The organism is Micromonospora sp. WMMD736 (assembly GCF_049179015.1).
In the GTDB taxonomy this organism is placed as follows: domain Bacteria; phylum Actinomycetota; class Actinomycetes; order Mycobacteriales; family Micromonosporaceae; genus Micromonospora.
Map to the genome: position 1 here is coordinate 1,048,879 of NZ_JBMHMI010000001.1, position 13,141 is coordinate 1,062,019.

13 protein-coding genes are annotated in these 13,141 nt (G+C 74.3%); 9 read left to right on the forward strand and 4 right to left on the reverse strand.

What is annotated here, in order from left to right; genetic code table 11:
• Positions 1 to 113: 113 nt before the first annotated feature.
• Both helR and ACN269_RS04660 read left to right on the forward strand, forming a co-directional pair.
• The gene (gene helR, locus ACN269_RS04655; protein WP_421471190.1) at positions 114 to 2,279 is read left to right on the forward strand and encodes an RNA polymerase recycling motor ATPase HelR; all 2,166 of its coding nucleotides are present in this window, start codon (positions 114 to 116) and stop codon (positions 2,277 to 2,279) included.
• Positions 2,280 to 2,289: 10 nt separating this feature from the next.
• Positions 2,290 to 2,952, forward strand: coding sequence for a hypothetical protein (locus ACN269_RS04660; RefSeq protein WP_421471191.1), 663 nt, complete (start codon positions 2,290 to 2,292; stop codon positions 2,950 to 2,952).
• Between the two features lie 70 nt (positions 2,953 to 3,022).
• On the opposite strand, the gene ACN269_RS04665 is transcribed toward ACN269_RS04660, so the two are convergent.
• Positions 3,023 to 3,919 carry an aldo/keto reductase gene (locus ACN269_RS04665; protein WP_421471192.1) on the reverse strand — a complete coding sequence of 299 codons (897 nt, stop codon included), beginning with the start codon at positions 3,917 to 3,919 and terminating at the stop codon, positions 3,023 to 3,025.
• 73 nt (positions 3,920 to 3,992) lie between these two features.
• Complete coding sequence (locus ACN269_RS04670; protein WP_421471193.1) at positions 3,993 to 5,255, reverse strand: MFS transporter; 1,263 nt, start codon at positions 5,253 to 5,255, stop codon at positions 3,993 to 3,995.
• Positions 5,256 to 5,417: 162 nt separating this feature from the next.
• Between ACN269_RS04670 and ACN269_RS04675 the strand changes: the two genes are divergently transcribed.
• Both ACN269_RS04675 and ACN269_RS04680 read left to right on the forward strand, forming a co-directional pair.
• Positions 5,418 to 6,407, forward strand: coding sequence for a LacI family DNA-binding transcriptional regulator (locus ACN269_RS04675; protein WP_421471194.1), 990 nt, complete (start codon positions 5,418 to 5,420; stop codon positions 6,405 to 6,407).
• A 76-nt stretch (positions 6,408 to 6,483) separates the two neighbouring features.
• On the forward strand, positions 6,484 to 7,185 hold the full coding sequence (locus ACN269_RS04680) for an alpha/beta hydrolase (protein ID WP_421471195.1): 702 nt from the start codon (positions 6,484 to 6,486) through the stop codon (positions 7,183 to 7,185).
• Positions 7,186 to 7,198: 13 nt separating this feature from the next.
• On the opposite strand, the gene ACN269_RS04685 is transcribed toward ACN269_RS04680, so the two are convergent.
• The gene (locus ACN269_RS04685) at positions 7,199 to 8,323 is read right to left on the reverse strand and encodes an FUSC family protein (protein WP_421471196.1); all 1,125 of its coding nucleotides are present in this window, start codon (positions 8,321 to 8,323) and stop codon (positions 7,199 to 7,201) included.
• Between the two features lie 174 nt (positions 8,324 to 8,497).
• Complete coding sequence (locus tag ACN269_RS04690; RefSeq protein ID WP_421471197.1) at positions 8,498 to 9,127, reverse strand: TetR/AcrR family transcriptional regulator; 630 nt, start codon at positions 9,125 to 9,127, stop codon at positions 8,498 to 8,500.
• A 68-nt stretch (positions 9,128 to 9,195) separates the two neighbouring features.
• Between ACN269_RS04690 and ACN269_RS04695 the strand changes: the two genes are divergently transcribed.
• The 5 genes from ACN269_RS04695 to ACN269_RS04715 all read left to right on the forward strand — a co-directional run bounded on the left by ACN269_RS04695 (position 9,196) and on the right by ACN269_RS04715 (position 13,127).
• A complete protein-coding gene (locus ACN269_RS04695; protein ID WP_421471198.1) occupies positions 9,196 to 10,359 on the forward strand; it encodes an FAD-dependent oxidoreductase in 1,164 nt (387 codons plus the stop codon).
• 162 nt (positions 10,360 to 10,521) lie between these two features.
• Positions 10,522 to 11,328: an LppM family (lipo)protein gene (locus ACN269_RS04700; protein WP_421471199.1), complete on the forward strand. Its 807-nt coding sequence runs from the start codon at positions 10,522 to 10,524 to the stop codon at positions 11,326 to 11,328.
• A gap of 147 nt (positions 11,329 to 11,475) precedes the next feature.
• Entirely contained in the window at positions 11,476 to 11,811 is a 336-nt protein-coding gene (locus ACN269_RS04705) for a hypothetical protein (protein ID WP_355051204.1), read from the forward strand.
• Between the two features lie 12 nt (positions 11,812 to 11,823).
• A complete protein-coding gene (locus ACN269_RS04710) occupies positions 11,824 to 12,432 on the forward strand; it encodes a glycine zipper family protein (RefSeq protein ID WP_421471200.1) in 609 nt (202 codons plus the stop codon).
• Positions 12,429 to 13,127, forward strand: a complete 699-nt coding sequence (locus ACN269_RS04715; RefSeq protein ID WP_421471201.1) for a carboxypeptidase-like regulatory domain-containing protein — start codon at positions 12,429 to 12,431, stop codon at positions 13,125 to 13,127. Before ACN269_RS04710 ends, ACN269_RS04715 begins: the two co-directional genes overlap by 4 nt.
• Positions 13,128 to 13,141 lie beyond the last annotated feature (14 nt).

Consider the following 13,141-nt stretch of genomic DNA (forward strand, 5'->3'; position numbering starts at 1 on the left):
GAACAACACCTCCCGCCATATCCAACATATACCGCATGGGGGGACTTGCGGCAAGGCCCCCGCCGTGCCGCAGAATGGCCCGTCCAAGGCCATGACCTGCGGAAACGGGAGCCATGAGTAGGAACGTGTCGTCGGCGGCGGCCAGTGTGTTCGACCTTCCCGAGAACCTCGCCGCCAAGGCCGACCCGGCGCTCGTCGCCCGGGACGAGCAGCACTTCGCCGCGATCGCGGCGAGCCTCCAGCGGTCCATCGCCGACCTGTCCGACCGCCTCGAAGCCGAGCGGCGGGCACCCGCCGGCAAGGGGCGACAGGCGGTCGTCCGGGACGAGGAGGTCCGCCGGCTGACCGCCCGCCTGCGTGCGCTGCGGCGGTTCGGTCTGGATCTGTGTCTCGGTCGCATCGTCCACGCGGACGATGTCGAGCCCGTCTACATCGGACGGTTCGGCCTCAGCGACGGCGACGGCCGCCGGCTGCTGCTCGACTGGCGCTCGCCGGCCGCCGCGCCGTTCTTCGGAGCGACCCACGCCAACCCGATGGGCCTGGCGAGCCGACGTCGGTACCGCTGGACCCGCGGCCGGATCAGCGACTACTGGGACGAGGTGTTCACCCCGGACGGGTTCGAGGGGCACGCCGCGCTGGACGACCAGTCGGCGTTCATCGCCAGCCTCGGCGGCAACCGGTCGGCCCGGATGCGCGACGTGCTCGGCACCATCCAGGCCGACCAGGACGCCATCATCCGGGCCGGATCACGCGGGGCGCTCGTCGTCGACGGCGGTCCGGGCACGGGCAAGACCGTCGTCGCCCTGCACCGCACCGCGTACCTGCTCTACTCCGACCCGCGCCTGCGCCAGGGGCGGGGCGGGGTGCTGTTCGTCGGACCGCACCAGCCCTACCTGGCGTACGTCGCCGACGTCCTGCCCAGCCTGGGCGAAGAGGACGTACAGACCTGCACCCTGCGGGACCTAGTACCCGAGGGCGCCTCGGCGGCCGTCGAGACCGACCCGGAGGTGGACCGCCTCAAGTCCTCGGCCGACCTGGTCGGGGCGATCGACGCGGCCGTGCGCTTCTACGAGGAGCCGCCGACGTCGTCGCTGACCGTCCCGGTCGGCGACACCGACATCCGGCTCAGCGCCGACGACTGGGCCCAGGCGTTCGAGGCGCCCGGACCGGGCACCCCGCACAACGAGGCCCGCGACGAGATCTGGGACGAGCTGCTGAGCATCCTGCTCGGCAGGTACGACGGCGACGAACCCGAGGACCTCGTCCGCGCGTCGCTGCGGCGCGACCCGGAACTCCGTACGACGGTGAACCGGGCCTGGCCGCTGCTCGACGCCGCCGACATCGTCGCGGACCTCTGGTCGGTCCCCGCCTACCTGCGCAGATGCGCCCCCTGGCTCGGTCCCGACGACATCCGTCGGCTCCAACGCGCCGACGCCCGCGCGTGGACGGTGTCCGACCTGCCGCTGCTGGACGCGGCGCGGCAGCGGCTCGGCGATGCCGAGGCGTCGCGGCGTACCCGCCGCCGCGAGGCCACGATCGCGGCCGAACGGGCCCGCATGGCGACGGTCGTCGACGAGCTGATCGAGGCGCACACCTACGACGACGGCGAGGGCGTGCTGTCGAGTCTGCGCCAACTGGACCTCCAGGACGCGCTCGTCGACGAGGCTGCGCTGCCCGGCGTCGCCGCGGATCTGCTGGCCGGCCCGTTCGCGCACATCGTCGTGGACGAGGCGCAGGAGCTGACCGACGCGCAGTGGCAGATGCTGCTGTCGCGGTGCCCGTCGCGCAGCTTCACGATCGTCGGGGACCGCGCCCAGGCCCGGCACGGGTTCACCGGCTCGTGGGCGGAACGACTCGCCCGCGTCGGACTCGACGGGGTGACCCTGGCCTCGTTGACCATCAACTACCGGACGCCCCGGGAGGTCATGGCGCAGGCCGAACCGGTCATTCGGGCCGTCCTCCCGGACGCGAACGTACCGACCTCGATCCGCGGCAACGGGATCCCGGTCGGGTACGCGTCGGTGGCCGACCGGGACGCGATCGTCGACGGCTGGCTCGCGGAGCACACCGAGGGGATCGCCTGCGTCATCGGTGACCCCACGTTCCGGCCGACGACGGATCGCGTGCGCTCGCTGAGCCCGGAGCTGTCCAAGGGGCTGGAGTTCGACCTGGTCGTCCTCGTCGACCCGGAGGCGTTCGGCGCGGGGATCCAGGGGGCGGTCGACAGGTACGTGGCGATGACGCGCGCGACCCAGCGACTCGTCGTGCTCACCGGTTAGGCTGCCGGGCGTGCCGGACGGGATGCGGGAGGCGGCGGCGCGCAACAACGCGCGATGGTGCGAGGCGGTGTGCGCCAGTCACGGGCTGGTCGGCCGGAGCGACGCCGACGCGTGGTCGGTTCCCCGCCGCTCCCCACAGTGGTATCCGGACGCGGTCACCCTGCGCCCCGGCGTCGACCCGGAAGCGCTGCTCGCGCGGATCGACGCCGGGGCGGGCGCGTCGGTGAAGGACAGCTTCGCCGACCTCGACCTGACGGCGTACGGGTTCCGGGTCCTCCTCGACGCGCAGTGGATCCACCGCCCGCCGGCCGATCCGCCGCCCGACCCGCCGCTGACCCCGGTCAGCACCGGGCAGCAGCTGGCGGCCTGGGCGAGCGCGCACGGCGGTGGGGAGCTGTTCCGCCCGGCGCTGCTGACCGACCCGCGAATCCGGGTGTTGGCCCGCCACGACGAGGACGGCACGGTCGTCGGCGGTGCGGTGCTCAGCGGCGACGATCCGTGCGGCGTCTCCAACGTGTTCGCGCACACCGCCGACCTGGACGAGATCTGGCGGGCAGTCGTCGCCACCCGGCCCGACGTGCCCCTGGTCGGCTACGAGTCCACGCCGGACCTCCCCCCGCCCCTGCGAGCCGGCTTCGTCCCCACGGGCCCGCTGCGCGTCTGGCTCCGGTGATCATGAAGTTATCGGCGCGACACGCCGGCATCGACGGCAATAACTTCATGATCACCGGGGCCAAGGTCGGTCAGCCCAGGCGGGTCAGGTCCTCCGGGGTCAGGCGGAGGGCGGCGGCGGCCGTGTTCTCCACCAGGTGTGCGGGGTTGCTGGTGCCGGGAATGGCGAGGACGTGGCGGCCCTGGTGCAGGGTCCAGGCCAGCCCTACCTGCGACGGGGTGACGCCGTGCTCGCGGGCGACCGCCTCGACGGCCGCGCCCGGCGCGGCGGTCGCGCCCTTCTCCCTCGACGTTCCGGCCAGCGCGAAGAACGGCACGTAGGCGATCCCCCGCTCGCCGCAGGCCCGGACGAAGGCGTCCTGCTCCCGGTAGGCGTCCACGCCGTAGTTGTTCTGCACGCAGACCACGGGCGCGATGCCGGCCACCTCGTCCAGTTGCTCGGGTCGCACGTTGGACAGCCCGAGGTGCCGGATCAGTCCGGCGTCGCGCAGCTCGGCCAGGGCGCCGAACCGCTCGGCCAGCGGCGCCGGGCCCGGCCCTCGACCGAGCCGCAGGTTCACCACGTCGAGCTGGTCGCGGCCGAGACGACGCAGGTTCTCCTCGACCTGCGCGCGCAGCTGCGCGGAAGTGACCGCCTCGTGGAACCCGTCCACCGGGTCGTACCCGAAGCCGACCTTGGTCACGATCACCAGATCCTCCGGGTACGGGGTGAGGGCGGCCCGGATCAGCTCGGTGGCGTACCGGGCGGGACCGGTGCCCACCCGCAGGGTTCCGCCGGGCGAGACGTAGAACGCGGCGGTGTCGATGTGGTTGACGCCCAGCTCCACGGCACGGCGCAGCAGCGCGATGGCGTGCTCGCGGTCGGGGTTCGCGGTGATCCGCATCGAGCCGAAGCCCATCCGGCGCACCGGACGGTCGCCCAGGGTCCAGGTGCCCGCCGCGGCGGCGGTGATCTCGTCGGTTGGCATCGGGCGACCGTAGCCAGCTCGGGCGCGCGGCGCACTCGGCCGCGCGCCCGATACCGGTACGCCCCGATCCGGGTTAGTTTTTCTGTGCTGCCGGAGCCTGCTCGGCGGGGCGCGGCGGGCGCAGCGCCGGCAGCAGGGCCAGCGTCGGCAGGAGCAGCAGCGGCACCACCAGCAGCGCCCGCAGGGTGCCGACGTGGTCGCCGAGCAGCCCCAGCAGCGGCGGGCCACCCAGGAAGGCCGTGTAGCCGATCACCGCGACGACGCTGACCCGTACCGCCGCGTGCGCCTCCTCGTCGGCCGCCGCGCTCATGCCGACGGGGAAGCCGAGTGACGCGCCGATCCCCCACAGCGCGACGCCGACGATGGCCACCGGTCCCGAGCCGGCCAACACGGCCAGCGTCGCGCCGACGGCGGCGAGCAGGATGGTGCCGGTGAGGACCGGCACCCGCCCCCAACGGTCCAGCGCGACCGTGCCGGCGGTGCGACCGAGGGTCATGCCGACGACGAACACGCCGAAGACCGCCGCCCCGGCCGCCTCGCTCAGGTCCCGGCCGTCCACGAACGCGACCGCCAGCCAGTCGTTGGCGCTGCCCTCGGCGAAGGCCGCCACCAGCACGAACAGCCCGATCAGCAGAGTGCGGGGCTCGCGCCAGGCGGCGAGCTGTGCCCGCCGACGGGCGGCCGGGCTGGTGTCGGTCGGCCCGTCGACCGCGTCCCCGACCGGCTGGGGCAGGTACGCCCGGGACGCGAAGAAGGTGCCGACCAGCACCACCACGGCCACCACGGCGAGGTGCGCGCCGACCGGCACGTCCAGGCGGGCCGCCCCGGCGCCGACGCCCGCGCCGGCCACCGACCCGAGGCTCCAGGCCGCGTGGAACCGGGGCATGACGGTACGCCCCAAGCGACGCTCCACCGCCGCACCCTCGACGTTCATCGCCACGTCACAGGCGCCGGAGCCGTAGCCGAAGGCGACCATCCCCAGGGCGACGACGACGGTCGACCCGGCGACCGTCGCGCCCAACCCGGCCACGACCAGGCCCACCGCGACCAGCACGGTGGAGAGGGTCACCGTGCGCGCCGAGCCGAGGCGCTGGGCGAGCAGCCCGGACGTCGGCATGGCGAGCAGCGCGCCGACGCTCAACGCCAGCAACAGCAGCCCGAGGCGTCCGGCGGACAGGTCCAGCGCCTCCCGGACGGCCGGTACCCGGGAGAACCAGCTACCGACGGCCAGGCCGTTGAGGGTGAAGGTGAGGGCGACGCCGTTGCGGGCGAGCCGGACGGCCCGCGCCGGCACGGTGTCGTCCGGAGCGACGGCGGAACTGGTGGGGGCGCTCAAGGGTGGTCCTCTTCCTGGGGGGTGATCTCCTGGCACGATCGCACACCTGAGAGCGCTTCCACCACAAGCGGGCCACCAGCCCTTACCGGGAGCCCGCAGGTCGGGGGATGATTCCTGGCAGGCGCGCGCCCGCGGGGGGCGGGCGTCGTCGGGGAGGACACGATGACGGCAGCGGCGCAGCGCCCGGCAACTCTCCAGGACGTCGCCCGGGCCGCCGGAGTCTCCCGGTCCACCGCCTCGCGGGTGATCGCCGGCACCGGGTTCGCCTCGCCGGCCGCCCGGGCCCGGGTGGCGACGGCCGCCGACCAACTCGGCTACGTACCCAACCCGGCCGCCCGCGCACTCGTCCGCGGCGGTGGCGTGCGGCTGGTGGTGGCCGCCCTCGGGACCAGCGCGGCCGTGCTGGACGACCCGTACGTGGACCGGGTGGTGGGCTCGGCGGCCCGGGTGTGCGCGCCGGCCGGCGTCGGGGTGGCCCTGCACTGGCTGGCGCTGGGCGACCCGCACGGCCTCGACCAGCTCGCCGCCGACCGCAGCGTGTGCGGGGTCGTGCTGGTCAACACCACCGAGGACCTGCTGGCGGCGGTCCCCCGGGCGCTGCACGGTCGGATCGCCTCGATCGGCATCGGCTCGGCCACGGTGCCGTCGTTCGACGTCGACAACACCACCGGCGCGGGCGCGGTGCTCCGCCACCTGTACGGAACGGGCCGCCGGAAGATCGCCATGGTGACCGGGCCGCGCTGGTTGCCGTGCGCGCAGCGGCCGGTGCGGGCGTACCGCCAGCTGATGCGCGAGGCCGGCCTGCCGGAGCGGGTGGTGTCGGGGGACTTCACGGCGGCGCGGGGCCGGGAGGCGGCCGGCGAGGCGCTACGTCGCTGGCCGGACGTCGACGCGATCTACGCGATCAGCGACGAGACGGCCCTCGGCGTGATCGCGGCGCTGCGCGAGGACGGCGTTCGGGTGCCCGGTGACGTCGCGGTGGCCGGCTTCGACGACATCCCGCTGGCCGGCATGACCGCGCCGGCGCTGACCACGGCGAGCCACCCGGTGGGCCGGATCGCCGCCGCGGCGGCCGCCGCCGTGCTGGCCGGCCGCCCGGGAGCGCCGGTGACGCTCTTCCCGTCCGACCTGGTGGCCCGCGACAGCGCCTGAGCGGCCGCCCGGTTAACGGGCGGCCGGCCGGGTAACCGCCTCGCACCTCTCGTCGACCGCGAGGAGTTGGTGGCCCGTGTCCGACCCCGCACCGCCGAGCCGGGCACCCGCACAGGGGCACCGGCACGGCCGGTTGACCACACGCCCGCACCCGCCGGTGGTGACCGGGCCGACCGGCATCGTCCCGCTGCCCGGCGGTGACGGGGGTCGGCCCGCGATGGCGTACGTGCCGGAGCCGGCCGCCGACGGTGCGGCGTACCGGCTGGTGGTGCTCCTGCACGGGGCGGGTGGCTCCGCCCGGCATGGCCTGGACCTGCTGCTGCCGGTCGCGGACGCGCACCGCCTGCTGCTGATCGCCCCGCAGTCGTCGGCGACCAGTTGGGACCTGATCGCCGGTGGCGTCGGGGTGGACGTCGGGCACATCGACGCGTTGCTGGCCAGCGCGTTCGACGGCTACCCCGTGCACGGTGTGACGCTTGGCGGTTTCTCCGACGGCGCGTCGTACGCGCTCTCGTTGGGCCTGGCCAACGGCGACCTGGTCGACGCGGTGCTGGCCTTCTCGCCCGGCTTCGCCGCGCCGCCGGTCGTCCGTGGGCGACCACGGATCTTCGTCTCGCACGGGGTGGACGACCCGGTGCTGCCCGTCGACGTGTGCAGCCGTCGCTTCGTGCCGCACCTGCGCGGCATCGGGTACGACGTCACCTACGCGGAGTTCCCCGGCGGCCACGATCTGCCGGCTGGAATCCGCGCGAGGGCCACCGAGTGGCTCACCGGGTGACCCGCTGCGTCGGTCAGACGGCGGGCAGGCCGAGGGCCGCGTCCACGCGGGCCAGGACGGCGACGTCGTCGTCGGGGTGCACGCCCCGCAGCAGGTCGATCGCCGTTGCCCGGACCTGGCCGATGATCATGGCGAGGGCCAGCGTCTGGGTCGACCCGAAGAGCTGCCCGGCGGTACGGACGGCGGCCAGCGCCGCCTCGTCCGCCCGTACGGCGTGCCGGTCGGCGACCTCCTCCTGCCCGTCCAGGTCGGCGGCGAGCGCCGCGCCGGCCTCCCGGACCGCCTCCACCAGGCAGCGCAGCGCGTCGCCCAGCTCGGGCGGGGTGGGGGTCCGCAGTCGACTCAGCGTCACGCCCGCGCGGGCCAGCACCCGGACGTTGCGGACCACGTAGTCGATCTGCCGGACCGACTCGTCCACCGACCGCAGTCGGCCGATGTGCCGACGTCGGCGCACGTTCAGCCGCAGCGCCTCGCCGGCGGCGAGCACGCCGTCGCGTAGCCCGTCGACCCGGGCGTCCATGCTCCGGGCGCGCGCCAGGGCGGCCACCGCCGCCGGCTCGTCGCGCCCGTCCAGCGCGTCGGCGATCTCGCCCAGCAGACCGGCCAGCTCGTCGAAGGTGCGCCGCACCTCGGCGACGAGCGGCGCGAGCGGGTGCCGGGCGTCGGCGAGCAGGCTGACGGCGAGCGCCACCGCGCCGCCGACCAGCGCGTCGACGAAGCGGAACGGCACCAGCGACCCGTCCGGCGGCGCGACCACCACCAGGTAGAGCGCGGAGACTGCGGCCTGCACGAGGGTGACGCCGGTGGCGCCGAAGGCGACCGCGAGCAGCACGGTGAGCAGGATGACCGTGCCGACCGTCCACGTGCTGCCGGGTCCCAGCGCCTGCACGACCAGGTCCGCGACGAGCACCCCGGCGGCCACCCCGAGCACGACCTCGACGGCCCGCCGGATGCGCTGCCCACGGGCCTGTCCGAGGACGATCAGCGCGGCGGCCGGCGCGAAGAACGGCTGCGGATGCCCGAGCAGGCGGGTGGCGAGCAGCCAGGCCACGGTCGCCGCCACGGTCGCCTCCAGCACCGGCCGCCACCCCTGGCGCAACCGACGGCCGGCGACCCGCAGGCCCGCGAACCACGCCATCGCCACCTCCCACCGGTCGACCGACGCGTTGTACGGCCGTCGGCGATCACCGCCGTCCGCCGGCTCGCCCTCCGTGATCGTCCACCATCGCGCGGCGCGGTCGCCTACCGGGCCGTCCGCCGGTCACCCGCCCTGCCGATCCCGGGCCGGTCCCGCCCGGGCGCGACGCTGCGGTCACCTCCCGGTCAGGGCGCGCAGCAGCGTACGGACGGCGTCCGCGAGATCGGCGCGGCTGGCCGGGGTGCCGGGGGTCGGGGCGGTGAGCGCTCCCGTGCCGACCAGCCGGTCGAAGAGCAGCCCGTCGACGTACGCGACGAACCGGTCGCCCTGGCGGTCGGGGTCGGTGGCGCCGGCGCGGGTCAGCAGGTCGCGGGACTGGACCCGGATGCCGGTGCCGTGTTGCAGGATGCCGCGCAGTTCGGGGCGGTGCACCGCCTCCAGCAGGCAGGCGTAGCGGGCCAGCGCACGACTGCGTCCGACGCCCAGCCAGCGGTCGAGCACCTCGGCCACCCCGGCGGCGAGCTGGTCGAGGGCGTCGCCGTCCAGGCGGGGACCCGGCTGCGCGGCGGGCGGCTCGGTCGGCAGGTCGTACGCGGCCAGGTCGACCCGGTCCCGCTCGACGAGGCGTTGCACCACCGCCTCGATCAGCGCCTGGCGGGTGCGCAGGTACGCCGAGGTGGTGCCGGGCGGCAGCTCGGCGCGGGCGTCCACGGCCCGATGGGTCAGCGCCCGCATGCCGCCGTCGGCGATCAGCTCGATGGCCGCGTCGGTCAACAGCGCGATCCGGTGGGCGCGGGCCGTCACAGGGGTCTCCTCCTTTGCGGGGTGCGGATGTAGTATCACCCTTCTACAGGTGTAGAAGGGCGGACGACATGAGCGACTCGCACGCGGTGGTGGTCGGCGGCGGCATCGGGGGGCTCAGCGCGGCGCTCGCCCTGCACCGGCGCGGCTGGCGGGTCACCGTGCTCGAACGCGCCCCGGAGCTGCGCGAGGTGGGCGCCGGCCTGACCCTGATGACCAACGCGATGCGCGCCCTCGACGCCCTCGACCTGGGCTCGACCCTGCGCTCCGGCGCTCACGGCGAGGCCCCGGGCGGGATCCGCGACCCGCGCGGCCGGTGGCTGTCCCGGGTGGACCCGGCCGACATGCTGCGGCAACTCGGCACCACCGCGCTCGGCGTGCACCGGGCCACCCTGCACCGCGTCCTGCGCGAGGCGCTGCCCACGTCGTCGCTCCGCACGGGGGCCACGGTCGAACACGTCGAGTCCGACACCGATCACGCCACGGTCCACTACCATGGCGCCGACGGCCCGCAGAGCCTCGACGCCGACCTGGTGGTCGGCGCCGACGGCCTGCGCAGTCGACTGCGCGCCCAGCTCTGGCCGGAGATCCCCGCCCCGGTCTACGCCGGCTCGACGGCCTGGCGGGCCGCCATCGCGTTCCCCGACCCGCTCCCCACGGCGATCACCTGGGGCCCCGGCGCCGAGTTCGGCATGGTGCCGATCGGCGAGGGCCAGGTCTACTGGTACGCGGCCCGCAACGCCCCGCCCGACGGCCACGCTCCGGACGAGTTGGCGGCCGTACGGGAGCACTTCGGCGGCTGGCACGACCCCATCCCCGCGCTGCTGGCGGCGACCCCACCCGGGGCGGTGCTGCGCAACGACATCCACCACCTGGCCACACCGCTGCCGTCGTACGTGCGGGGACGGGTGGCGCTGCTCGGCGACGCGGCGCACGCGATGACGCCGAACCTCGGGCAGGGCGCCTGCCAGGCCATCGAGGACGCCGTGGTGCTCGGCGCGGTCTGCGCCGACGGTGCGCGAGGGCTGCCCGGCGCCCTGGCTGCGTACGACGAGCAACGTCGTGGACGCACCCAGGCCGTCGCCCGCGCGTCCCTGCGCGCCGGCCGGTACGGCCAGCAGCTGCGCAACCCCCTCGCCCTCGCGGCGCGTACGGTCGCGCTGCGCCTCACACCGGGCAGCGCCGCACTGCGGAGCATGACCTGGTGCACCGACTGGCGACCCCCGACGGGCTGACGAACGGCAGCGCTCCGGCGGGCGTGGGCGCAAAGCTCCAGTCTATTCTTCGGGACCACTGTCGACCTCGGTCGGATACGACAGTGTGCCCGTACAATCGGCGACTGCCTTGTGACCGATCGCTGACTGCTCGTGGTGAATTGGATCACACACACTGAGCGAATGAACAGGAGCGTCAACCGCGGTAGGGCACTCCGCGTCGCGGTGTGCCTCCTCCTTCTCGCCGCGTTGAGCGGCTGCATGCAACTCAACATGGGACTCACCGTGAACGCCGACGACACGGTCGACGGGCAGTTGTTGCTGACCGCCCAGAAGTCCGTGCTGAGCTCCCAGAACAAGAACATTCCGGCCGCGTTCGCCGAGCTGCGGCAGAACATTCCGGCGCTGCCGCCCGGCGAGGAGACGACCTACGAGGACAGCAAGCTCTTCGGCGCACAGATCAATTATCGCAAGGCACCACTGGCGGGCTTCGACAGCGAGAGCGTCAAACTGGTCCGGGACGGCGACTTCTACCGTTTCACGTTACCGCTGGATCCGAAGAAATACGGCGGAAAAGCCGCCCAGCAGAATCCTCAACAGCAGCAGGCCTTCCTCAAGCTGATGTCGTTCGAGATCTCGGTGACCTTTCCCGGACGGGTGATCGACACCAATGGCACCGTCAACGGCCGGTCGGTCACCTGGAAGGTCGACGCCAACCAGGAAAAGCCGATGGAATTGCGCGCCGTCGCCGAGGCCCCGCCGCGCCCCTCGGCCTCGCCGGCAGCCGCCGAAACCGACTCGGGTGGTTTCCCGTGGCTGCTGGTCGTCGGCGGCGTACTCCTGCTGCTCGTCCTCACCGCTGTGGTCGTACTCCTGCTGCGTCGGCGGCGCTCGACGGCGCCGCCGGCAGCCGGTGCGACCGCGACCGACCCGACCGCGCCCGGCCCGACCCCGCCGGGGCCGCCCGCCGGCACGCCCGGGCCCGGCTGATCCATCCGGTGGCCGGCCCGCACCGGCCACGTCCCGGCCCCGGCCGCCCCGCGACGACGGCGACCGGCGTCGGCGCTCCCCGCTCGGAGCGCCGGCCTCACCACCACCACATCCCGGTCGCACCATCGCAGAAAAGGGGGGATCGCCGTGAACGATCTCTTCACCTGGGCAGCCCTGGGCAGTCTCGCCGGAGCGAGCGCCGCCACCCTGCTGGCCACCAACGTCATCGGCGGATTGATCGGTCCGAGCGGCGACAAGCTCCGCAAGTGGATCGCCATCGCCATCGCGCTACTGCTGTCCTACCTCTCGGCGGCGTTCGCCGACGAGGTCGGCGGCGAGAAGTGGGTCATCGCGTTCTTCAACGCGCTGGTCATCTTCTCCGCCGCGCTCGGTGTCAACCAGTTCCCGCCCGGCAACCGCCAGGCGACACCCACCCAGCTCGCGAGCGGTCGCGAGCCCCGAGTCTTCCGCTCCTGGGTCTGAGGGGTCGACGTCATGATCTTCGGAATCCTCAGCGCGGTCATCCAGATGGCCGTCGGCGCGGTCCTCGGCCTCCTGGCCGGCGGGCCGATCGGCCTGCTCGTCGGGGCCGTCGTGGGCCTGCTCGTCGGGGCGGTGTTCGGCTGGGCGGTCACCTCCGCCGGGGTGTACGCCCCGGACGCCCGGGGGATCGTCCTCTTCGTCGTCGATCACACGTGGAGCCTGCTCAACACGGTGGTCGGGGCCGTCTACCTGGTCGTGCACCTGGTCTTCGGGCACTCGTTGGACCGGCCCACGTCCGCCGCCAGCGGCCGGGTGTGCGTGGTGGAGGGGGTCTCCCCGCGCTACGCCACCACCATCGGCACCGTCTGCGCGGGTTCCAACTCCGGCATCCAACGCCACGAGGACGTGCACATCTTCCAGGCGCGGCTGCTCGGACCGCTCTACATCCCGCTGGTGCTGGCGAACTACGCGCTCTTCACCATCGCGCCGATCTGGCTGCTCTACCACGACCACACCAACGCGCCGATCAACCGGTTCACCCGCTACTTCGAGATCGGCGTCTACCCGCACGTCTGGAACGAGGCCATCGCTTACCGCATCCAGGGGACGCCGCCGCGATGACCACCGACGGGCGCGGACCGATCGAGACGGCCACCGCGGAACTGGTCGCATGGTTGACCGGCGCGGCGGGGGAACCCGTCCCGATCGGTCCACCCCGCGCGGCCGGTGACGCCGACGGGCTCACCCTGTGGCCCCTGGAACTGCGCCCGGCCCAGCAGACCCGCTCCAGCGGCGCGGTGCGCGAGCCGTACCGGTTCACGGTCCGCTACCTGCTCAGCGTGGCCGGTCCGGCCGGGCTCGCCGTGCTGGACCGGGTGCTCGCCGCCGCGACCCGGGACGGCCGCTATCCGGTGGTGCTGGAGGCCGGCGCGGCGACGCTGTGGCACGCGCTGGACGCCGCGCCCCGCCCGGCGCTGCTGATCGACGTACCGACCCAGGTGGAGCACCCGACGCCCGCCGCGCCGCCGGTCCTGCGACCGCTGCGGCTGCGTCAGGTCGCGGTGCGCGCGCTCGCCGGCCGGGTCGTCGGCCCGCAGGACCAGCCCCTCGCCGCCATGCGCGTCGAGGTGCCGGGCACGACGTCCGCGACCCGCACCGGGCCCGACGGCCGGTTCCTGATCGCCGGGGTCCCGCACGACCCCGAACACCCCCGCCCGGTACGGCTGCGGCTGAGTGGTCGCGGGCTCGTTCTCACCGCCGACGTGGACGCGGACGACGACGACATCGTCATCGTCTGCGCGCCACCGACCCACTGACGCCCACCCCGCAC

Excerpts from the sequence above, each read along its gene's own strand:
- helR (WP_421471190.1), top strand. The coding sequence starts at position 114 with ATGAGTAGGAACGTGTCGTCGGCGGCGGCCAGTGTGTTCGACCTTCCC.
- ACN269_RS04665 (WP_421471192.1), bottom strand. The coding sequence starts at position 3,919 with ATGCCAACCGACGAGATCACCGCCGCCGCGGCGGGCACCTGGACCCTG.
- ACN269_RS04675 (WP_421471194.1), top strand. The coding sequence starts at position 5,418 with ATGACGGCAGCGGCGCAGCGCCCGGCAACTCTCCAGGACGTCGCCCGG.
- ACN269_RS04685 (WP_421471196.1), bottom strand. The coding sequence starts at position 8,323 with ATGGCGTGGTTCGCGGGCCTGCGGGTCGCCGGCCGTCGGTTGCGCCAG.
- ACN269_RS04695 (WP_421471198.1), top strand. The coding sequence starts at position 9,196 with ATGAGCGACTCGCACGCGGTGGTGGTCGGCGGCGGCATCGGGGGGCTC.
- ACN269_RS04700 (WP_421471199.1), top strand. The coding sequence starts at position 10,522 with ATGAACAGGAGCGTCAACCGCGGTAGGGCACTCCGCGTCGCGGTGTGC.
- ACN269_RS04710 (WP_421471200.1), top strand. The coding sequence starts at position 11,824 with ATGATCTTCGGAATCCTCAGCGCGGTCATCCAGATGGCCGTCGGCGCG.
- ACN269_RS04715 (WP_421471201.1), top strand. The coding sequence starts at position 12,429 with ATGACCACCGACGGGCGCGGACCGATCGAGACGGCCACCGCGGAACTG.